This window comes from Qipengyuania sp. SS22, from assembly GCF_025736935.1.
Taxonomy (GTDB): Bacteria; Pseudomonadota; Alphaproteobacteria; order Sphingomonadales; family Sphingomonadaceae; genus Qipengyuania.
This window is the reverse complement of record NZ_CP107048.1, coordinates 1925560-1946813: the sequence shown is the minus strand read 5'-3', so window position 1 is coordinate 1946813 and position 21254 is coordinate 1925560. Positions and strand designations below refer to the sequence as shown.

Here is a 21254-nt window from a genome sequence, read left to right as displayed (position 1 = left end):
CATCCTGCGGCACGGGTCGATGACGCTTATTCTCGGCCTCGACCCTTCGCTCAGCTGTACCGGCTGGGGCGTCATCCGCGCCGAGGGATCGCGGATTGCGCATGTTGCCAATGGCCAGGTGCCGACCGATGCGAAGGCGCCGATGGCGCAGCGGCTGGCGGGTTTGCAGGCAGCGCTGGCGGAGGTCATCGCCACGCACCGGCCCGACCGCGCTGCGGCGGAAGAGGTTTTCGTCAACAAGAACCCGCAATCGACTTTGAAGCTGGCGCAGGCGCGCGGCTGCGTGCTGGCGGCCTGCGGGACGGCGGGGCTGGCAGTGAACGAACACGCCGCACGGCTGGTCAAGAAGGCCGTTGTCGGCACCGGCGCGGCGGACAAGACGCAGGTGCAGGCGATGCTCAAGGTGCTGTTGCCGGGTGCGCAGATTGCGGGGGCGGATGCCGCCGATGCGCTGGCCGTGGCGATCGCCGACGCGCATCTGGCCTAGTCGCCGCTTTCGGCTGCCCCGACCGGGTGCGCGGTCGCCCGATGTCCAATGGCGGTCCCAATTCCTTCTTATAATTGAAAGACTTTCGCCGCCGGTGTGTCACAGGGCGAGGCTAGGGCGCGTTGCAATCCAGTCCAACGACCCAGGGGCCTTTCATGACATTTCCAGCTCTTCGCAGCGCCTTGCTTGCTTCCATTGCTCTCGTTCCCGCTCCGCTGCTGGCGCAGGGGCAGCCCGAACCCGACGCCATCGTCACGGGCAATACGATTATCGTCACCTCGCAGAAGATCGAGCAGCGCGCGCAGGATGTGCCGATCACGATCTCGGCGGTGACCGGCGAACGCATCGAGGACCTCGGTGTTTCCGACCTCGACGAGCTGTCGAACTACGTCCCCGGGCTCAACATTCAGGAGCAGAGCGCCAACAATCCCGGCATCGTGATCCGCGGGATCACCTCGGATTCCGGTTCGTCGCAGCAGGGGCCGCGTGTCACGCTCTATTATAACGGCGTCGATATCTCGCGCTCGCGCGGTTCGTACCAGACGATCTACGATCTCGAACGCGTCGAAGTGATCAAGGGCCCGCAGGCAACGCTGTTCGGCACCGCTTCTGCGGTCGGCGCGATCAGTCTCATCTCGGCGCGCCCGCGCGAAGGTTTCTCGGGCGAGATCACCGGCGGTTACGGCAATTTCGACCAGACGCTGCTCGGCGGCTTCCTCAATGCCGGCTCGGATGTGCTGGCGGGCCGGGTCGCCTTCGAATGGCGCACACGCGATGGTTATGTCGAAAACCTCAGCCCGAACCAGGAAGAAGAGCTTTATGCGCAGGACCAGCTCGGGGTGCGCGCCTCGCTGCGCTATACGCCGACCAGTGACCTGACGATCGACCTGATCGGCACGTATGATCAGCAGCGCAATGGTGGCACGCCGTTTATTTCGGGCACGCTCCCCGCTTTCGCAGGCGCTCCGGGCGGTGCGGGCAATGCCTTCGAGGATGCCAATCTGGGCGGCTATCCGGCCGGGGCTGCTGCGCTGGGCGATGACCAGCTCGGTCTGGACCGCGAAGTGTACGATGTGAATCTGACTGCCGAATATCAGTTTGCCGACGACTGGACCTTCACCACGGTCAATGGCTATCGCGAGTTCGACAGCGCAGAGGTGTTCGATGCCGACGGTTCGGCGGCGCCGTTCCTCGAATTCGCCGAGATCGCGCAGGGCCATCAGTTCAGCCATGAAGGCCGCTTCAGCTATGCCGGGTCCAACCTACGCGGGTCGTTCGGGTGGAACTACTTTACCGAAGACGGCTTGCAGAACGTCCCCTTCGCGACCGAGGAAGGCACCTTCCTGCAGTGCCTGACCACGCTGTTCGGCGCGCCGCTGGTCCCGGGCGTTCCCTGTGTCGCCCCCGATGGCAGCGTGCCCGCCACCGGAGTCACAGCGCTAGTGACGGGCGGCGCGGCCACAGCCATCCCCTATGCCTCGCTGTTCGAGAATCAGGGCCAGAACGACAGCTATTCGGTCTTCGCCGATGTCACCTTCCTCGCCAGCGACTCGCTCGAGCTGACGGCGGGCCTGCGCTATATCTCGGAAGACCGCAGCTCGGCCTATCGCACCGTGGTGCCCGATGCAGTGCTTTCCGGCGCACCGCTGATCCCGGGGCAGGTCGATACCAATCGCGAGACCTTCACCGGTGAAGAGAGCTTCGATGCGTGGCTGCCGCGTTTCAACGTGCTCTATCGCATCACCCCCGATGTGAACGTCTTCGCCACCGTCTCCAAGGGGCGCCGCTCGCCGGTGGTGCAGCAGTCGATCGCGCTGCAGTTGGTGCCCGAAGAAACGGTGTGGAATTACGAGGGCGGCATCAAGCTCGCCAGCGGCGGCGTTTCGGGTTCGCTGGGTGTCTATTACCAGGTCTATGACAACTTCCAGGTCTCGGTCGAGGAGCTCGACGACAATGGCAATCCGACCGGCGGTTTCATCACCCAGAGCGCGGGATCGGCATCCAATCTCGGGGTCGAGGCCGAAATCGCGGTCGAGGCGACCGACTGGCTGAGCTTCTTCGGCAATGTCGGTTATATCGATGGCGGGATCGACGAGGATAACAGCTTCGCGCCCGAATTTTCGGGTGCGCGTTTCCGTCTGCAGCCCGAATGGCAGGCGGCGGCGGGCTTCACGGTCGACTACCCGCTGGGCGGCGGGACAAGGTTGTTCGCCACGCCCAGCATCACACATCGCAGCCGAATCTACTTTGAAGTGCCCAATAGCGAACTGACCTCGCAAGGCCCGGTCACGCTGGTGAATGCCCGCGCGGGGGTGAGCTTCGCCGATGACCGCTACGAGATCGCCGGATTCATCCGCAACGCCTTCGACGAAGAATATCTGCTCGATGCGGGCAATACCGGCGGCGCCTTCGGCATCCCGACCTTCATCCCGGCGGAACCGCGCTTCTTCGGCGTGCAGCTGACCGCGCGCTTCGGCGACTGATCCGCAAGGGCCGCCGGGGTTCGCACCCCGGCGGCCTGTTCAAGCGCTGCGCAAGCCGTTAGCGAGGCGCGTTCCAACGAAAAGCGGGCAGATCAGTGACTGACACTATCCTCTACGGCATTCCCAATTGCGACACGGTCAAGAAGGCGCGCAAATGGCTTGATGCACAGGGCGTCGATTACGCGTTTCACGACTATAAGAAGCAGGGCGCCGATCCGGCCAAACTTGCCGCCTGGATCGAGGCTGCGGGCGTCGATATCGTGCTCAACCGCCGCGGGACCACCTGGCGCAAGCTGCCCGATGCCGACAAGGCCGATGTCGATGCGGCGAAGGCCGTCAGATTGCTGCAAGACAATCCGTCGATGATCAAACGCCCGATCGTCGAAGACGGCGGGGCCCTGCTGGTCGGTTTCAAGGAAGACGAATGGTCCGCGCACTTCTCCTGATCCTCGCGGCGCTCGCCGCTGTCCCGGCGACCGCGTCCGCGCCCGAGGATTTCCTTGTCATCGCGCATCGCGGCGCCAGCGGCGAACGCCCCGAGCATACGCTGGCCGCCTATGAACGCGCGATCGACCAAGGGGCGGACTATATCGAGCCCGACCTGGTCGCGACCAAGGACATGCATCTGGTCGCGCGGCACGAAACCGAGATCGGCGAGACGACCGATGTCGGGACGCGCGAGGAGTTTGCCGATCGCAAGCGCTCCAAGACGATCGAGGGACAGCTGGTGACCGGCTGGTTCGCCGAGGATTTCACGCTGGCCGAATTGCGCAGCCTGCGCGTGAAGGAGCGGCTACCCGGATTGCGCCCGGACAATGCGCGGTTCGACGGGCTCTACCAGATCCCGACCTTCGAGGAGATCCTAACGCTGGTGCGCGCGAAGGAAGCCGAGACGGGCCGCGCGATCGGGATATATCCCGAGCTCAAGCATCCCACCTGGCTGCTGCAGGAAGAGGGGATCGACACGGTGGACCTGCTCGTCACCGCGCTGCGCAAGGCCGATCTCGACGACGCCGATGACCGGGTCTTCGTGCAGGCGTTCGAAATCGGCCCGTTGCAGCGGCTGGACGCGCTGGTCGAGACCCCGCTGGTGTTGCTGATCGCTCCCACTGGCGGCCCCTATGACGAACCTGTGATGAGCTGGGCCGAGATCACGACTCCGACGGGGCTGGCGGAAGTCGCCACCTATGCCGATGGTATCGGCCCCTATCTGGGCCATGTTCTCGCTGCGGATGGAAGTCCGACCGCGCTCATCACCGATGCGCATGCCGCGGGGCTGCAAGTCCACCCGTGGACGCTGCGCAAGGAGAACGCGTTCCTGCCAGCCGCGCTCCGCCGGGGCACGATGGAAAGCGCGCCGGGCGATCTGGCGGCGCTGGTGGGAATGGTCGTGGCGACGGGGGCCGACGGTGTCTTCACCGATGACCCCGCGCTGGTGATTAGCGCGCTCGGGCGGTGACGATATAGTTCAGCGACAGGTCGCCGGACAGATGCAGCCCCTTGGCGGGTGAAAAGCCGATCCCGCGCGGGGTCCCCATGTCGAGGCCCGCGTCGTCGAGCAATTCGCCCAGTTCCTCGGGGGTGATGAAATCGTCCCAGTGATGCGTGCCCTTGGGGATCAAACCGATGCCTTCGGCCGCGCCGATCATCAGCAGGCGCGATTGCGGGGTGCGGTTGGGAGTCGACAGCACCATCAGCCCGCCGGACGCCAGCCGGCAGGCCAGCGCTGCCACGAAGGCGCGTTTGTCGGCGACATGCTCGATCACTTCCATCGCGGTGACCAGGTCGAAGTCACCGATATCCAACGCGCCGATCTCGTCCGCGATATAGCGGATATCGAGCCCCGCGCCTTCGGCATGCACTGCCGCCGCCGCGGTGTTCTCGGGCGCGGCATCGACGCCCGTGACGTCCGCCCCCAGCCGCGCCAGCGGTTCGCACAGCAAGCCGGCACCGCAGCCCACGTCGAGCGCGGTTTTGCCCGCGAGCGGATGGCGCCCCTCGATGTCGCCCGCCCAGTGCAGGTCGATCGCCTCGCGCAGGAATTGCAGCCGCACGGGATTGAGCCGGTGGAGCATGGCCGAGGACCCCTTGGGATCCCACCAGTCCTTGGCCAACCGGCCGAAATGCGCTGCTTCGTCGGCGCGGATCGTTTGACCGCCTGAAGTATTGCTACGCGGCTGTGTGGTTGCATCGCTCATGCCCTCTGGCTAGCAGCCTAACCTCGCGCATTCCAGCACGGAGACCCCTACGCTTGGCCCGTATCGTGATGAAATTTGGCGGCACCTCGATGGCCGGGACCGAGCGTATCCGGCGCGTGGCCAACATCGTGCGCAAACAACAGGCGCGCGGACACGAGGTCGCGGTGGTCGTTTCGGCCATGGCTGGCGAAACCGACCGGCTGGTCAATTTCTGCCGCGAGGCCAATGCGCTCTACGACCCGGCGGAATACGACGTCGTGGTCGCCAGCGGCGAACAGGTGACCAGCGGGCTGCTGGCGCTGACGCTGCAGTCGCTTGGCTGCAAAGCGCGCAGCTGGCTTGGCTGGCAGATGCCGGTCAACACGATCGAGGCGCATGCCAAGGCGCGGATCGACAGCATCGATGCGGACGCGCTGATCGCCAGCATGGAGCGCGGCGAGATTGCCGTGATCCCCGGCTTCCAGGGCCTGTCGGGCGAGGGCCGGCTGACCACGCTGGGCCGCGGCGGGTCGGATACTTCCGCAGTGGCGGTGGCTGCAGCAATCGGCGCCGATCGATGCGACATCTATACCGATGTCGACGGTGTCTATACCACCGACCCGCGGATCGTCGCCAAGGCGCGCAAGCAGACCGCGGTGACCTATGAGGAAATGCTCGAACTCGCCAGCGTCGGGGCCAAGGTGCTCCAGACGCGCTCGGTCGGGCTGGCGATGAAGGAGGGCGTGCGCGTGCAGGTCCTCTCCAGCTTCGTCGGCGACGACGCGGTTCCCGCAGACGAATACCCCGGCACGATGATCGTGTCGGAGGAAGAAATGAACGCACTGGTGGAGAAGGGCGATATGGAACGCCAGCACGTGACCGGCATCGCGCATGACAAGAACGAGGCCAAGGTGATCCTCACCCGCGTCCCCGACAAGCCTGGCGCGGTGGCACATATCTTCGAACCGCTCGCCGCGGCCAGCATCAATGTCGACATGATCATCCAGAACGTCGGCCGCGACAAGGGCGAAACCGACGTGACCTTCACCGTGCCGCAGGCCGATCTCGCCCGCGCGCAGGCGCTGCTCGAGGACAAGCGCGACGACATCGGCTACAACCGCCTGATCACCGACAGCAAGGTCGCCAAGATCAGCGTCGTCGGCGTCGGCATGAAAAGCCATGCGGGTGTCGCCAGCACGATGTTCAAGGCGCTGGCCGACCGCGCGATCAACATCCAGGCGATCACCACCAGCGAGATCAAGGTCAGCGTGTTGATCGACGAGGACGAGACCGAACTGGCAGTGCGCGTGCTTCATACCGCCTATGGGCTGGATGCTGCCGACGAGGCGGCATGAGCCACACCGCCCGGATCCTGCTGCTCGGTTCGGGCGAGCTGGGGCGCGAGTTCGTCATCTCGGCGAAGCGGCTTGGCGCCTATGTCGTGGCCTGTGATGCCTATGACGATGCGCCGGCCATGCAGTTGGCCGATGCACGCGAAGTGCTCTCGATGCTCGATGGCGAAGCGCTGCGGCATGTCGCGGAGAAGCACCAGCCTGATTACATCGTCCCCGAAATCGAGGCGATCCGCACTTCGGTGCTCGCCGAACTCGAGCAGGAAGGCTTCACCGTGGTCCCCTCGGCGCGCGCGGCGCAGCTGACCATGAACCGCGATGCGATCCGCGATCGGGCGGCGAACGAGCTTGGCCTCGTGACCTCGAAATACCGCTACGCCAAGAACCTCGAGGAAGTGAAGGCGGCGGCCGCACACACCGGGCTGCCCTGCGTGATCAAGCCGGTCATGTCGTCATCGGGCAAGGGCCAGTCGACCGCTCGCGAGGACGCCGGGCTCGAAGCGGCATGGGACTATGCCTGCGCCAATATGCGCGGCGATCGCCAGCGCGTGATCGTCGAGCAATTCGTCGATTTCGATTACGAGATCACGCTGCTGACCGTGCGCCACAAGGACGGGATCAGCTTCTGCCCGCCGATCGGCCACCGGCAGGAACGCGGCGATTACCAGGAAAGCTGGCAACCGACGCCGATGACCGATGCCGCGATTGCCAAGGCGCAGGACATGGCGCGCACCGTGGTCGACGACCTCGGCGGCTTTGGCTTGTTCGGGGTCGAGTTCTTCGTCAGGGGCGAGGAAGTGATCTTTTCCGAGCTCAGCCCGCGCCCGCACGATACGGGCATGGTCACGCTGGTCAGCCAGAACCTCACCGAATTCGACCTGCATGCCCGCGCGGTGATGGGGCTGCCGGTCCCGCCCGTCCTGCGCGCACGCCCCGCTGCCAGCGCGGTCATCCTCGCCGAGCGCGACAGTGAGGCGCTGGCTTATGAGGGGCTGGCCGAGGCGATGGCGGAGGATGCCGACATCCGCATTTTCGCCAAGCCCAGCAGCCGTCCCTATCGCCGCATGGGCGTGGCGCTGGCGACCGCGGGCGACACTGACGAGGCCCGCCGCGCCGCGCGGGAGGCGGCGCATAAGGTGCGGATCGTCTACGGCGACTAGCCGACCTCAGCCAAACAGAATCACGTTCATCAGCCGGCCCGGCAGCAGGAATGCGGCGAGGCCGGGGAAGACCAGTCCGGTGAGATAGGTGAACACCAGCTGCCGCTTATGCCTGGCGATATCGCCGCGCCGTGCGGTCGCGACCGAACGCCAGGCGGAAAAGATCGTCAGCGGCACGAAGACATGGATCGGGCCGAAACTGCCACTTGTCTTGATGAAGATCGCCGAGAACGCGGTCAGCAGCATCAGCGCCAGCCAGATCTTGCCCAATTGCTTGTGCCGCGCATCGCCCTTGCGCGTCAGCAGGACATAGGCGCCGAGCGGGATCGCGGGCAGCACCGACACCACATGGATCGCGATCGCCAAATTGCGCAGGCGCGGCAGTTCGGGCGTCAGTCCGCCCAGCGCGCGACCGATCGCGATCACGCACAGCAGCGTCATCACGGTGCCGACGATTGTCACCAGCGCGCGGCTGACCGGGCCGATATCGAAAGTGGAAGGTTTGCGGGCAGTGAAGGGGGCGGGAAGCGCGAGTGCGAACATCGGTAGGTCTCCATGACGGGTCGTTGCATCTGCCTTGGTGGCAGCGCGCCAATCGCGGGCAAGCGGACATGCGCGTACGGGCCACCCGCTTCGCAAAAGGGGCGCAAATCGGGCGCCTGGCCACTTTACGAAGCGCGAACGGGCACTAGTCTGCACTGCCATGGACCAGCCCCAGCCCGCTTCCGCGCGTATCGCCCGCAAGCTCGTGATCGACCTGTCGATCATGACCGTGATCGGGCTGGTCCTGGCGATCATCGGCCCGTTCGGGACGGCGGCAGCGCCGCTCGCGTTGCGGATGGTGAGCTGGGTCGGGCTCGCCTGGGTCGGCTATGCTTTCTATCGTCCGCTGGCGCCGCTGGTCGCGTGGCTGCATGTGCGGCTGCAACTGCCCAAGGTCGGGCTGTGGATCGGCTTGACCATGCTTGCCACCGTGCCGTTGACTGTGGCGATCTGGATCATCGAATTCCTTCCCGGGCCGATCCCCGCACCCACGGTCGAGGATGCATTGCTCGCCTATCTCAACGTGCTGGTGATCGGGGCCTGTATCACCGTGGTGTTCTACCTGCTCGAGCGCAGCAAGGCGGATGGGCCTGCGCAAGCCAGCGAAACGCCGCCGGTTGCGCAACCCGCCCGGCAAGACGATCCGCGGCCCGCTTTCCTGCAGCGCCTCCCCGCCGAATTGGGCTCCGACCTGATCGCGCTCGAGATGGAGGACCATTATGTCCGCGCGCATACTGCGCTGGGGTCGCATCTGGTGCTGCTGCGCCTGCGCGATGCGCTGGGCGAGCTCGACGGGATCGACGGCGCGCAGGTCCATCGCAGCTGGTGGGTGGCGCGCGATGCGGTGGAGAGCGTCGAGCGTGACGGGCGTAGCGTCCGGCTGGTGCTGCCGCGCGGGATCGCGGCACCGGTCGCGCGCAGCCGGGTGGCCGAGCTGGCCGGCGCGGGCTGGTTCTAAGCCGCTTGCCGTTGCGCAGCGCGCGCCGTAAGCGCCCAGCAATGAGCAAATATCCCAAGACGGCCGGCCTGATGCAGCGCGGCGCAGAATTCCTCGGCAGCGAAACCGCGATCCTGTGCGGCGCGATGAGCTGGGTTTCCGAGCGCGGCCTCGTATCCGCCATCTCCAATGCGGGCGGCTTCGGCGTGATTGCCTGCGGGGCGATGACCCCCGATCTGCTCGATGCCGAGATCGCCGCGACCAAGGCGCTGACCGACAAGCCCTTCGGCGTGAACCTGATCACCATGCACCCCGATCTGTTCGACCTCATTGCGGTATGCGAGAAACACGCAGTGGGCCATGTCGTGCTGGCGGGCGGCATTCCGCCCAAGGGCAGTGTCGAGGCGATCAAGGGCGGCAACAATCCCGCCAAGGTGATCTGTTTCGCCCCCACACTGGCGCTGGCCAAGAAGCTGCTGCGCTCGGGCGCGGATGCGCTGGTAATCGAGGGGATGGAAGCCGGCGGCCATATCGGCCCCGTGTCGACCAGCGTGTTGGCGCAGGAAATGCTGCCCGAACTGGCCGAGGATCACCTTATCTTTGTTGCCGGCGGCATCGGCCGGGGCCAGGCGATCGCGGGCTATCTGGAAATGGGTGCGGCGGGCGTCCAGCTCGGCACGCGCTTCGCCTGCGCGCAGGAAAGCATCGCGCATCCCGATTTCAAGAAGGCGTTTTTCCGCGCTTCGGCCCGCGATGCGGTGGCCAGCGTGCAGGTCGATCCGCGCCTGCCGGTAATCCCGGTCCGCGCGCTAAAAAACAAGGGAAGTGAGTTGTTTACCCGGAAACAGATCGAGGTTGCCGGCGTTCTAGACCGCGAGGAGATCGCGATGAACGAGGCGCAATTGCAGATCGAGCATTACTGGGCGGGCGCATTGCGCCGCGCGGTGATCGACGGCGATGTCGAAAGCGGCAGCCTCATGGCCGGGCAATCGGTCGGTATGCTCAAGGAAGAAGAACCGGTCGCCGCGATCATCGACAAGCTGATGGCCCAAAGCGAAGCAGCGCTCGCGCGCCGCTGACATGGTCCATCGCCCGCTCGACCTCGATGTCGCCATCTATCGCGATCGCGTGCAGGTCACCAATCGCGCCACCGCCACCTTTGCCGACCAGCGCGCCAATCACGAGTTTTCGAACGCGACCTCGGTAGTCGCCGAACCCCGTTATCTGGAAGACACGATCGTCCGCGCGATCCGCCAGCTCGCGCATGAGGACAGGGCTTTCATGCTGTGCGATCCGATCGCGCATGTGGTGGGGTGCGAAACCGCGCTCGACGAATCCGAACGCTACGTCGTGGAAAGCGCCTTGCACCAATCGGGCATGAAGACGGTGGTCTTCGAGATCGACTGATCAAGCCTGTATTGCGCAGGGCCAAGCGCGTTTGCGCTTGCGCGGGCGGGCGCGGGTCGCACATGAGGGCGCATGCCCGACCCATTCGTCCTGACCCTGTCCTGCGCCGATCGCCCCGGGATTACCGCGCGCGTCACCTCCTTCCTGTTCGAGCGCGGCGGCAACATCCTCGAAGCGCAGCAGTTCAACGACCGGATGAGCGACGCCTTCTTCATGCGCGTCGAATTCGATCCGGGCGCGATCTCGCGCGATGCCTTCCGCGCGGAGTTCGCCCCGCTGGCGAGCGAGTTCGCGATGGAGTGGAAGCTGTCGCTGCGCGACCGCCCGCGGCGTGTGCTGATCATGGTCAGCAAGTTCGATCACTGCTTGGCTGACCTGCTCTATCGCTGGCGGATCGGCGAACTGCCGATGGACCCGGTGGCTATCGTCTCGAACCATCCGCGCGCCGCGATCGAGCATACCGATCTGGGCGACGTCCCGTTCCACCATTTGCCGATCACCCGCGACACCAAACCCGCGCAGGAAGCGCAGGTGCGCGCGATTGCCGAGCAAAGCGGTGCCGAACTCATCGTGCTGGCGCGCTATATGCAGATCCTGTCGGACGAACACGCGGCGCATTTTGCTGGCCGCTGCATCAATATCCACCACAGCTTCCTCCCCGGCTTCAAGGGCGCCAAGCCCTATCACCAGGCCTATGAGCGCGGGGTCAAGATGATCGGCGCGAGCGCGCATTACGTCACCGGCGATCTCGATGAAGGCCCGATCATCCACCAGGATGCCGAAAGCATCGGCCATGCCGACACGCCTGATGCGCTGGTGCGCAAGGGCCGCGACATCGAAAGCCGCGTGCTCGCCGAAGCGGTGCGTCTCCACCTGGAAGAGCGCGTCCTGCTCAACGGCCAGCGGACCGTGGTCTTCAGGGGCTGATCAGCGCCGCGTGACGCGGGTCTTGGCGCGCTCCGCCTCCATCGCCTTGTCTTCATTGGCGCGCTTGATGACATATTGGCGGATCGCCTCGACCTCGTCCTCGGACAGCGAGGGGGCGAAGCTGGCCATGCCATTGTCCTGCAGCGCGCCGCCATGGACGATCTGCATCCACGCCGCGCGGTTTTCCAGCGCGCCCGAGCGGCGCAGGTCGGGCAGTTCGGTCGAACCGACCGCTCCCGGCGCATGGCAGACCGCGCAATAGCGAGCGTATTTGCTGCCCCCCAGCGCAATGGTTGCCGCGCTGGCACGCGACGGCGGCGGGTCGAGCGCGGCCAGCGTGAAGTCGGGTTCTGCGGGCAATTGCGCCGTGCCGCCCAGCTTGAAGACCAGCAACCGGCTGATGTTGCGCACCGGGCGCATATTATCGATCAGCGCGCCATCGGCAGACAGCGCGAAGGCACCGCCCCAGCCGGCCAGCACCGCGACATATTGTTCGCCGTCCACCGTGTAGGTGATCGGCGGGGCGACCACGCCGGTCTGCGCGGCGAAGCTCCACAGCCGCTCGCCATTGGCCGAATTGTAGGCCGCGAACTCGCTGCCCGAATTGCCCTGGAAGACAAGCCCGCCGCCGGTCGCCAGCAGGCCGCCGTTCCACGGGCCGGGATGTTCGACGCTCCAGCGTGCTTCCTGCGCCACCGGGTCCCATGCAACCAGCTTGCCCTTGATCGTGCCTTGCACCTCGCGGCGGATGCCCAGGTCGGGCGGCAAATCGCCCGCGCCCAGGTCGAAGCCGATGTTGAACCCGCGCGCGCGGTCGGGCTTCCAGTCCGCTTCGGGGGCATAGAGCATCGCGGCTTCGAAGGCGGGGATGTAAACGAGGTTTTCGCCCGGATGATACGCCATCGGATGCCAGTTGTGGCCGCCCAGCGGCCCCGGCATCACCAGCGCGGGCTGGCCGGTAATGTCGATCCGCGTTTCGGGGTTCATCTGCGGCCGGCCATCCGCGCTCATTCCGGTGGACCAGTTGAGCGGGATATAGGGCTCGGCGGAAATGAATTCGCCCGTCGCGCGGTCGAGGACGTAGAAATAGCCGTTCTTGGGTGCCTGCATCAGCACCTGCCGGCTGCGCCCGTCGATCTCCATATCGGCCAGCACGATGTGTTGCGTGGCGGTGTAGTCCCAGGTCTCGCCCGGAGTGGTCTGGTAATGCCAGACATATTCGCCCGTATCGGGGCGGATCGCGACGATGCTGGAGAGGTAGAGATTGTCGCCTTCGCCGCGCCCGTCGGGGCCGGGGCTGCGGTAGGCCCGGTTCCACGGGGATCCGTTGCCGACGCCGAAATAGAGCAGGTCCAGTTCGGGATCGTAGGCCATCGAATCCCACACCGTCCCGCCGCCGCCAATGCCCGTCTCGCTCGACAGGACATCGCCGCTCCAGGTTTCTGCCGCGTCCTTCAGATATTCGGGCGCGTCGTCACCCTCGTCGCCGGGAACGGTGTAGAAGCGCCACAGCTCCTCGCCGTCGTCGGCGCTGTAGGCGGCGATATAGCCGCGCACGCCGAACTCAGCGCCGCCATTGCCGATCAGCACCTTGCCGTCGATTACGCGCGGCGCGCCGGTAATCGTATAGCTCTTGTCCTGGTCGACGGTGACCTTCTCCCACGCCACCGCGCCGGTATCGCGGTCGAGCGCGACCAGCCGCCCGTCGAGCGTGCCGAGGAACAGGTGATCGCCCCAGGCGGCGAGCCCGCGATTGACCACGTCGCAGCATGCCTTGACCCCGGTTTCGCCGGGTACTTCGGGATCGTAGCTCCACAGTGCCTCGCCGGTCGCGGCGTCGAAGGCGAAGACTTTGCTCCATGCGCTGGTGACATAGAGCTTGCCGTCCATCACCAGCGGGGTCGCTTCCTGCCCACGCGCGGTGTCCATGTCGGAAAACCAGGCGAGACCGAGATCGCCCACGCTGTCGCGGTCGATCTGCGCGAGCGGAGAGAAGCGCTGTTCGGCATAGCCGCCGCCGTGCGTAATCCAGTTGGCCGGGTCGTCGCCCGCATTGATCAGCCGGACGGCGTCGATCCCGCCCTCGGGCGTTTCCGCAGCGCCCATGTTGCAGCCAGCCAGCGTCCCGCAAAACCCCAGCACGGCCACTGCCGCCCAACCGATCCGTCGCATCATCCTCTCCCCGGCGACATTTGCGTCGCTCTATGAAACCTATCCTGCCGTGCATGGGCAGGCTTGTCCATATGGCTGCGCCCTGCGAGGATCGGCGGCGATTGGATGCGACCAGGAGAGACGGCGATGTGCGACGAACAGGATCTGGCGCGCTGGGCGCGCGGTAAAGTCTCGCGGCGGGCGTTTGGCGGCGGTGCGCTGGCAGCGGGCGTGGCGGCCTGCGCGCCGGTCGACACCGATGTCCAGCGGCCCGAACTCGCCGGCGGACTGACCGAGCGCATGGTCAGCTTCGCCGCCCCCGGTGGCACGATGGACGGGTTCTTCGTCCACCCGGCGAATACAGCCAGCCCGCTGGTGCTGTTCTGGCCCGATATCGCGGGCTTGCGCGAAGCCAAGCGGCAGATGGCCCGGCGGCTGGCGGGCGCGGGCTATGCGGTCTTCGTCGCCAATCCCTATTACCGCGATGTCGCAGGCCAGCAGTTCGCCGATTTCGCGGCTTTCGCCGCCGCCGAAGGGTTCCAGAAAGTCCGCCCGTGGCGTGCCAAGCTCGATACCGCGGCTATCCAGGCCGATGCCCGCGCGGCAACCGCCTGGCTCGATACGCAGGACGGGGTCGATACGGCGCGCGGGATCGGCACGCAGGGCTATTGCATGGGCGGTCCGTTCACCGTGTGGAGCACGGCGGCGGTGCCGCGGATGAAGGCCGCGGCCAGCTTCCACGGCGGCGGCCTGGTACGCGAGGGCGCGGACAGCCCGCACCGCATGCTGCGCGAGGATGCGCATTATCTGATCGCGATCGCGCAGAACGACGATGCCAAGGAGCCCGAGGCCAAGACCGCATTCCGCGCGGCCGCCGAGGCGATCGGCGCGGCGGCGGAGGTCGAGGTCTATCCCGCTGACCACGGCTGGTGCGTGCCCGATTCGCCGTCCTACGACGAAGCCGAGGCCGAGCGGGCCCGGGCGCGCTTGCTGGCAACCTACGCTGAGGCGCTCTGACCGCTTTCGCTTGCCGCCAGCCCCGCGGGCGCTACGATGCGGGCGAATTGAGGAGGGTCGTGATGCTTGGTGGTACGCTTGTCTTGATGCTGCTGGTCCTGGTCGTTGTCATGTTCCTGGTGATGGGCGTGCGCATCGTGAAACAGGGCTTCGTCTACACCATCGAACGGCTGGGAAAATATCACCTCGCCGCCGATCCCGGCCTGCATATCATCTACCCCTTCATCGATCGCGTCGGTCACAAGATCAACATGATGGAGCAGGTGCTCGATATTCCCGGGCAGGAAATCATCACCAAGGACAACGCCATGGTCGGCGTCGATGCGGTGGTGTTCTTCCAGGTGCTCGATGCGGGCAAGGCGGCCTATGAAGTGTCGGGCCTGCAAAACGCGATCCTGGCGCTGACGACCACCAATCTGCGCACCGTGATGGGCTCGATGGATCTCGACGAGACGCTGTCGAAGCGGGACGAGATCAACGCCCGGCTGCTCAGCGTGGTCGATCACGCCACCTCGCCTTGGGGGATCAAGATCACCCGCGTGGAGATCAAGGATATCCGCCCGCCGGTCGATATCTCCGAAGCCATGGCGCGGCAGATGAAGGCCGAGCGTCTCAAGCGCGCCGAAATCCTCGAGGCCGAAGGCGACAAGACCAGCTCGATCCTGCGCGCCGAGGGCCGCAAGCAATCCGCCATCCTCGAGGCCGAGGGCAAGCGCGAAGCGCAGTTTCGCGATGCCGAAGCGCGCGAACGCGCGGCGCAGGCCGAAGCCAAGGCGACCGAGATGGTTTCCAACGCCATCGCCTCTTCGGGCAATCAGGCGATCAATTACTTCATCGCGCAGGAATATACCAAGGCGGTGGGCAAGTTCGCCGACAGCCCCAACGCCAAGACCATCCTGTTCCCCGTCGAGGCAACCCAGCTGATCGGCTCGCTCGGTGGTATCGGCGAACTGATCAAGGGCACGTTCGACGGCGCCGAGGGCACGGTGGATAGCGGCATGCCGATACCTGCCAGCCGCGACACCGCTCCCACGCGCCGGACCAGCGTTCCGCGTTCGCGGGGCGAGTGAGCGGAACTGCGATGGATGGTATCGAATCCTACTGGATCTGGCTGATCATCGGCCTGGCACTGGCCACGCTCGAGATGATCGTGCCCGGGGTCTACCTGATTTGGCTGGCGATGGCGGCGCTGGGCATCGCGGTGCTGGCCTTCGTCTCTGCGCCCCCGCTGGCGCTGCAGATCGTCGCCTGGCTGTCGCTCTCATTGATCCTCGCCTTTTCGGCCAAGCGCTGGCTGCGCGACCGCCCGGCCAGCTCCTCCGACCCGCTGCTCAACAACCGCGTCGGCCGGCTCCACGGCGAAACCGCGTTGGTGACGCAGGCGATCGAAAGCGGCTCGGGCCGGGTGAAGGTGGGCGATAGCGAATGGATCGCGCGCGGTGCGGATACGGCGGCGGGTGCGCGCGTGCGCATTATCGGCAGCAATGGCGCCGAACTGCTGGTCGAGCCGGTCGCACTGCTCGAAGACGATACCCCGCCCTAAGACGGGGCCTAGCTCAGCCGCTCAGCGCTTCGGTGAAGCGGCCGTGCTTGCGGTAGCGCACCATCCATTTGTCGAGGAACAGGGCGAGCGGCTTGGGCTCGATACCCAGCTTGGCGAAACCCGGAAACTCGCCCGAGACGACATTGCCCTGCTTGAGCAGCTTCCACTGATCGCTGCCCATCGGTGTGCCCGGCAGCGCGGCAAAGGTCGCCGAGAGCGCATCGGGCATCGCCAGGAAGGTCCGCTTGCGCTGCTGCGCTGCGGCGATCGCTTCGTTGATCTGCATCATCGACATCTGCTCGGGTCCGCCCAGCTCATAGATCTTGCCGCCGAACGTGCCGGGGTCCTCGAGCGCGCGCACCGCAGCTTCCGCGACATCGTCGACATAGACCGGCTGCAGCTTCGCTTCGGGCGCGAAGACCGGCAGCACGGGTAGCGTCGAAATCAGCCCGGCGAACATGTTGATGAAATTGTCGTCCTTGCCGAACAGAATGCTCGGCCGCAGGATGGTTGCCTTGGGGAAGGCGGCGAGCACGCGCACCTCGCCCAGCTTCTTGGCTGCGGCATATTCGATCTCGGTGTCGTCTTCGGGCTCTGCCGCGATCGCGCTGACATGGACGAACGCGCTCGCGCCTTCCTTGGCGGCGGCCTCGGCCATCCAGCCCGGCGCTTCGCCCATCAGCCGGCGCAGATTGCCGCCGAACGCGCCGACGAGGTTGATCACCGCATCCGCCCCGACGAGGCAGCGCTCGACCGACTGGCGATCGCTCGCATCGCAGCGCGCGAATTGTATCTGACCGAGGTTGGCGAGTGGCTTGAGCTTGAACGCCTTTTCGGGGTTGCGGCTGGCGATCCGCACCCGCGCACCGCGTTCGAGCAGCGCCTGCGCCACGTAATTGCCGATAAAGCCGCTGCCGCCCATCAGCACTACCAGCCTGCCGTTCAACGCGCCACTTTTCGCCATGGTATTCGCCTGTTTCCTCGAAGGGAGAATTGTCGCCACGCCCCTAGCCCCAACCCCCGCTGCGCCGCAAGCGTTCCGGCGGGTGTGAAAGGCGTTGACAGGTAAGCCACTGCTTCGCTAGTGGCCCGCGCCTACCCGCAGCCGTGCTTCGACGACCGGCCAGCGACAGTGTGCCCAGATGGCGGAATTGGTAGACGCGCATGCTTCAGGTGCATGTATCCGCAAGGGTGTGGAGGTTCGAGTCCTCTTCTGGGCACCACTGCTTTTTCCTCTGACATAGCCGCGCCGCGCAATCGCCCCCACGGGCTGCGCCAACTGCGCTCTTTCGCACACCCTGATACCGCACCCTTGTCGATAGCGTCGCCGCGCGACATGATGGATGGGTTGCGAATCGAGACTGGCGCGGCGGGGAGAGGGATATGGCTACGGTCCACAAGGACGGCTTGATCGACAAGGAGGCGCTGCGGCGCCGTTATGCGGCGGAGCGCGACAAGCGGCTGCGGACCGACGGGGCCGGGCAGTACAAGCGGCTCGAAAGCGAGTTCACCGACCTTGCCGCCGATCCCTACACCCCGCGCGAGGCACGCGAGCCGGTCACCGATCATGTCACCTTCGCCTTTATCGGCGGCGGGTTTGCCGGGCTGGTCGTGGGTGCGCGGCTCAAGGAAGCGGGGGTCACCGACTATCGCATCGTCGAGAAGGGCGGCGATTTCGGCGGGACTTGGTACTGGAACCGCTATCCCGGCGCGCAATGCGACACCGCGAGCATGATCTACATGCCGCTGCTCGAGGAAACCGGGCACATGCCGAGCGAGAAATACGCGCATGCGCCCGAAATCCGCGATCATTGCAGTAATATCGGCCGGCAGTACGATCTCTATGACAATGCGCTGTTCCACACGCAGGTGACCGATCTCGAATGGGATGATGCCCGCAAAGTGTGGATCGTGCGGACCGATCGCGGCGATGAATTTACCGCCAAATATGTCGGTATGGGCACCGGCCCGTTGCATGTCGCCAAGCTGCCCGGCCTGCCCGGGATCGAGGAGTTCGAAGGCAAGAGCTTCCACACCAGCCGGTGGGACTATGGCTATACCGGCGGCACGCCCGAGGGCGAGCCGATGACCGGGCTGTCGGACAAGCGCGTGGCAGTGATCGGCACGGGCGCGACCGCAGTGCAGGTGGTGCCCAATGTCGCGCGCGATGCGCAGGAACTGCTGGTCTTCCAGCGCACGCCGTCGAGCGTGGACGAGCGCAACAACCGCCCGCTGACCCGTGACTGGTTCGACGAGGTTGCAGAACCCGGTTGGCAGAAGAAATGGCAGGAAAACTTCGTCGCCAATCTGGGCATCGGCTTTCCCGCCGAAGACCTGGTCGACGATGGCTGGACCGATCTGGGCAAGCGCATCCGCGCGCAGGTGATCGATATGCCGCCCGAACAGCGCACGCCTGAAGGCATCATGGCCGCATTCGAGGATGCCGATAACGCCAAGATGAGCGAGATCCGCGCGCGCGCTGAGGCGATCGTCGGCGGCGAGGCGGGGGCAAAGCTGCAGGCGTGGTATCGCCAGCTGTGCAAACGCCCGTGCTTCCACGACGAATATCTCCAGGCCTTCACCCGGCCCAACACGCATCTGGTCGATACCGATGGCAAGGGCGTCGAACGGATTACCGCTAAGGGCGTCATAGCCAGTGGCAAGGAATATGACGTCGACTGCATCGTCTATGCCTCGGGCTTCGAGGTCGGCACCGATTTCACCGAGCGCGCGGGCTATGACGTGACCGGTCGCGGCGGGCGGCTGCTGTCGGACTATTGGGCGGGCGGCATGCGCAGTTTTCACGGCCTGCATGTCCATGGCTTCCCCAACATGTTCTTCGTCCAGCAGAACCAGGCGGCGGCCTTTATCGCCAATTACCCGCACAACCTCGTCGACCATGCCGAAACGGTCGCCGCGGTGGTCGCGCATGCCGAGGCGCGGGGGCACGCCAGCGTCGAGCCCAGGGCGGAGGCCGAACAGCAATGGCTCGACTTCCTGCTGACCGGCCCCGCCGCGCGACTGGGCAGCACCGAATGCACGCCCGGCTATTACAACAATGAAGGGCAGGGCTATGGCGAACAGGAGCGCTTTGCGCTGGGCCATCCGGCGGGCGCGCTGGGGTTCTTCAACCATATCGACCAATGGCGCCGATCGGGCGCTTTCGAAGGGCTCGAGTTTGCCTGAACACCGTTCACGGGTCTGGGAAAACGCTTTGTCGAAGGGGCTTTGCGGCGATTGCATGCACGGCTAGCGTCGGGCCACGATCTCAGGGGAGACTGCACATCATGACTACCACTTTCGCGCGCCTCGCATCGGCGCTGGCCATTGCCTGCGCTACCGTATCCGCGCCCGCCGCACTGGCGCAGCCGCAACAGGCCGAAGCGCAAGCCGCAGCCGCCGCCAGGCTTACCGCATTGTTCGAACGCAGCGAAGCGGACATGCTCGATCGCAATCCGATCGCGGCCTTCTTCCGCGGCGACTTTTCCGATGCCGACCAGCTGGGCGATTATTCGCCCGCCAGCTATGCCGCGGACCGCGCGGCGGCGCAGACCAATCTGGCCGAACTGGCGACGATCGACCGCGCGGCGCTGGGCGAAACCGACCGCATCGCCTACGACGTGTTCGAATATACGCAGCAGCGCACGCTGGCGCAGACCGCGCCCGACGTGCTGCCCACCGTGCTCGCGCTGCCGATCGACCATTTCCGCGGGCTGCATGTCTTCTACCCGCGCTTTTCCGCACCCGGCGCGCTGATGCCCTATGACACGGTGCAGGATTACGAGAACAATTTCAGTCGTCACCGGGCGATGGCGGACATCGTCGACCAGGCGATTGCGCGTTTCCGCACCGGGGCTGAAGCGGGCATCACGCTGCCGCGCATGTCGGTCGAATTGATGATCGAGCAGCTCGATTTGCAGCTTGGCGCACCGATCGAGCAGAGCCCCTATTGGGCGCCGGCGGCCCGGTTTCCCGAAAGCTTCTCCGCCTCCGAGCGCGAGCGCCTGATCGGCGAGCATCGCGCGGTGCTCACGGGCACGCTGATGCCCGCGCTGCAGAAGCTGCGCGATTACCTGGCGAGCGAGTACCTCGAACAGTCGCGCACCAGCATTGCCGCGACCGACAATCCCGGCGGCGAGGCCTATTATGCCTACCGGATCGAGGAAAACACCACGCTGCCGCTGACCGCACAGCAGGTCCACGAGATCGGGCTGGCCGAAGTCGCGCGGATCAATGCCGCGATCGACGCCGCCGAAGCCGAAGCGGATGGCCGCACCGGCGAAACCTACACCAGCAAGGCCGACCTCCAGGCTGCGTGGTACGAAGTGGCCGAGCAGGTCGATCCGCTGATGGACGAAGTGTTCCTGCGCCAGCCAAAAACCGAGCTGCGGATCGAACCGTACGAACCTTACCGCGAGAAATTCAGCCTCGCCGCCAGCTATATGGCGGGCAAGGCCGACGGGTCGCGTCCGGGCACCTTTTATTTCAGTGGTTACAACGTTGCCGAACGCGAGCTGGGCACATCGGTCTCGCTCTATATGCACGAAGGCAATCCGGGGCATCACTTCCAGTCGATGTTCGCGATCGAGAACGAGGCATTGCCCGAATTCATGCGCTATGGCGGATTCACCGCCTTCAGCGAGGGCTGGGGCCTGTATGCCGAGAGCCTCGGCTACGAACTCGGTCTCTATGACGATCCGGTCGAACGGCTGAAAGCGCTCGAGGGCGGCGAAATGCTGCGCGCGGTGCGGCTGGTGGTCGACACCGGCATGCACGCGCTGGGCTGGTCCAGGGAGCAGGCGATCGAATATATGGTCGCCAACGGCGCGGCGCGCGATTTCGCCCAAAGCGAGAGCGCGCGGTATATCGTGATGCCCGCGCAGGCGCTGGCCTACAAGACCGGCGAATTGAAGATCAAGCAACTGCGCGCACGCGCCGAGGACGCGTTGGGCGAGGACTTCGATGTCCGCGCCTTCCACGAACAGGTGCTCAACACTGGCGATATCCCGCTGCCCGTGCTGGAGGCCAAGATCGACGCCTGGATCGCGGGCGGGGGGCAGTAAGGGCATG

General features: G+C 65.6%; 19 protein-coding genes and 1 tRNA gene. 16 read left to right on the top strand and 4 right to left on the bottom strand.

Translation table 11 applies throughout. The features are described 5' to 3' along the window. Window positions 1-19 precede the first annotated feature (19 nt). The 4 genes from ruvC (at window position 20) to N6L26_RS09705 (ending at window position 4429) form a co-directional block, all read left to right on the top strand. On the top strand, window positions 20-487 hold the full coding sequence (gene ruvC / locus N6L26_RS09720) for a crossover junction endodeoxyribonuclease RuvC (protein ID WP_263605385.1): 468 nt from the start codon (window positions 20-22) through the stop codon (window positions 485-487). A 155-nt stretch (window positions 488-642) separates the two neighbouring features. Next, entirely contained in the window at window positions 643-2970 is a 2328-nt protein-coding gene (locus tag N6L26_RS09715; protein ID WP_263605384.1) for a TonB-dependent receptor, read from the top strand. 95 nt (window positions 2971-3065) lie between these two features. Continuing rightward, entirely contained in the window at window positions 3066-3416 is a 351-nt protein-coding gene (locus N6L26_RS09710) for an ArsC family reductase (protein WP_263605383.1), read from the top strand. Next, the gene (locus N6L26_RS09705; protein WP_263605382.1) at window positions 3395-4429 is read left to right on the top strand and encodes a glycerophosphodiester phosphodiesterase family protein; all 1035 of its coding nucleotides are present in this window, start codon (window positions 3395-3397) and stop codon (window positions 4427-4429) included. Before N6L26_RS09710 ends, N6L26_RS09705 begins: the two co-directional genes overlap by 22 nt. Here the strand turns inward: N6L26_RS09705 and ubiG are convergent. Continuing rightward, window positions 4410-5168 carry a bifunctional 2-polyprenyl-6-hydroxyphenol methylase/3-demethylubiquinol 3-O-methyltransferase UbiG gene (ubiG, locus tag N6L26_RS09700; RefSeq protein WP_263605381.1) on the bottom strand — a complete coding sequence of 253 codons (759 nt, stop codon included), beginning with the start codon at window positions 5166-5168 and terminating at the stop codon, window positions 4410-4412. The two genes, N6L26_RS09705 and ubiG, sit on opposite strands and share 20 nt — an antisense overlap. Window positions 5169-5221: 53 nt before the next feature. On the opposite strand from ubiG, the gene N6L26_RS09695 reads away from it, so the two are divergent. Both N6L26_RS09695 and purT read left to right on the top strand, forming a co-directional pair. Further along, window positions 5222-6502 (top strand): aspartate kinase, encoded by a 1281-nt coding sequence (locus tag N6L26_RS09695; RefSeq protein WP_263605380.1) that lies wholly within the window; start codon window positions 5222-5224, stop codon window positions 6500-6502. Then, a complete protein-coding gene (gene purT, locus N6L26_RS09690) occupies window positions 6499-7659 on the top strand; it encodes a formate-dependent phosphoribosylglycinamide formyltransferase (RefSeq protein ID WP_263605379.1) in 1161 nt (386 codons plus the stop codon). The genes N6L26_RS09695 and purT overlap by 4 nt, the downstream gene beginning before the upstream one ends. Before the next feature lie 6 nt (window positions 7660-7665). Here the strand turns inward: purT and N6L26_RS09685 are convergent, their stop codons facing one another. Next, a complete protein-coding gene (locus N6L26_RS09685) occupies window positions 7666-8202 on the bottom strand; it encodes a DUF2306 domain-containing protein (RefSeq protein ID WP_263605378.1) in 537 nt (178 codons plus the stop codon). Between the two features lie 160 nt (window positions 8203-8362). Between N6L26_RS09685 and N6L26_RS09680 the strand changes: the two genes are divergently transcribed. The 4 genes from N6L26_RS09680 to purU all read left to right on the top strand — a co-directional run bounded on the left by N6L26_RS09680 (window position 8363) and on the right by purU (window position 11473). Next, on the top strand, window positions 8363-9160 hold the full coding sequence (locus tag N6L26_RS09680; protein ID WP_263605377.1) for a LytTR family DNA-binding domain-containing protein: 798 nt from the start codon (window positions 8363-8365) through the stop codon (window positions 9158-9160). A gap of 41 nt (window positions 9161-9201) precedes the next feature. Beyond that, window positions 9202-10218: an NAD(P)H-dependent flavin oxidoreductase gene (locus N6L26_RS09675; RefSeq protein WP_263605376.1), complete on the top strand. Its 1017-nt coding sequence runs from the start codon at window positions 9202-9204 to the stop codon at window positions 10216-10218. A 1-nt stretch (window position 10219) separates the two neighbouring features. Further along, window positions 10220-10546, top strand: coding sequence for a hypothetical protein (locus N6L26_RS09670; protein ID WP_263605375.1), 327 nt, complete (start codon window positions 10220-10222; stop codon window positions 10544-10546). A gap of 72 nt (window positions 10547-10618) precedes the next feature. After that, the gene (purU, locus tag N6L26_RS09665; RefSeq protein ID WP_263605374.1) at window positions 10619-11473 is read left to right on the top strand and encodes a formyltetrahydrofolate deformylase; all 855 of its coding nucleotides are present in this window, start codon (window positions 10619-10621) and stop codon (window positions 11471-11473) included. Here the strand turns inward: purU and N6L26_RS09660 are convergent, their stop codons facing one another. Continuing rightward, window positions 11474-13645 (bottom strand): PQQ-dependent dehydrogenase, methanol/ethanol family, encoded by a 2172-nt coding sequence (locus N6L26_RS09660; RefSeq protein ID WP_263605373.1) that lies wholly within the window; start codon window positions 13643-13645, stop codon window positions 11474-11476. 126 nt (window positions 13646-13771) lie between these two features. Between N6L26_RS09660 and N6L26_RS09655 the strand changes: the two genes are divergently transcribed. The 3 genes from N6L26_RS09655 to N6L26_RS09645 all read left to right on the top strand — a co-directional run bounded on the left by N6L26_RS09655 (window position 13772) and on the right by N6L26_RS09645 (window position 16184). Beyond that, window positions 13772-14641, top strand: coding sequence for a dienelactone hydrolase family protein (locus N6L26_RS09655; protein WP_263605372.1), 870 nt, complete (start codon window positions 13772-13774; stop codon window positions 14639-14641). 62 nt (window positions 14642-14703) lie between these two features. After that, entirely contained in the window at window positions 14704-15711 is a 1008-nt protein-coding gene (locus N6L26_RS09650; protein WP_263605371.1) for an SPFH domain-containing protein, read from the top strand. An 11-nt stretch (window positions 15712-15722) separates the two neighbouring features. Next, window positions 15723-16184, top strand: a complete 462-nt coding sequence (locus N6L26_RS09645; RefSeq protein WP_263605370.1) for an NfeD family protein — start codon at window positions 15723-15725, stop codon at window positions 16182-16184. Between the two features lie 13 nt (window positions 16185-16197). Here N6L26_RS09645 and N6L26_RS09640 read toward each other — a convergent pair whose 3' ends face one another. Next, window positions 16198-17148 (bottom strand): complex I NDUFA9 subunit family protein, encoded by a 951-nt coding sequence (locus N6L26_RS09640; protein ID WP_263605369.1) that lies wholly within the window; start codon window positions 17146-17148, stop codon window positions 16198-16200. Window positions 17149-17320: 172 nt separating this feature from the next. Here N6L26_RS09640 and N6L26_RS09635 point away from each other — a divergent pair. The 3 genes from N6L26_RS09635 (at window position 17321) to N6L26_RS09625 (ending at window position 21247) form a co-directional block, all read left to right on the top strand. Further along, window positions 17321-17407: transfer RNA gene (locus N6L26_RS09635), tRNA-Leu, on the top strand. A gap of 160 nt (window positions 17408-17567) precedes the next feature. Beyond that, window positions 17568-19370: a flavin-containing monooxygenase gene (locus N6L26_RS09630; RefSeq protein WP_263605368.1), complete on the top strand. Its 1803-nt coding sequence runs from the start codon at window positions 17568-17570 to the stop codon at window positions 19368-19370. Between the two features lie 101 nt (window positions 19371-19471). Beyond that, the gene (locus N6L26_RS09625; RefSeq protein ID WP_263605367.1) at window positions 19472-21247 is read left to right on the top strand and encodes a DUF885 domain-containing protein; all 1776 of its coding nucleotides are present in this window, start codon (window positions 19472-19474) and stop codon (window positions 21245-21247) included. Window positions 21248-21254 lie beyond the last annotated feature (7 nt).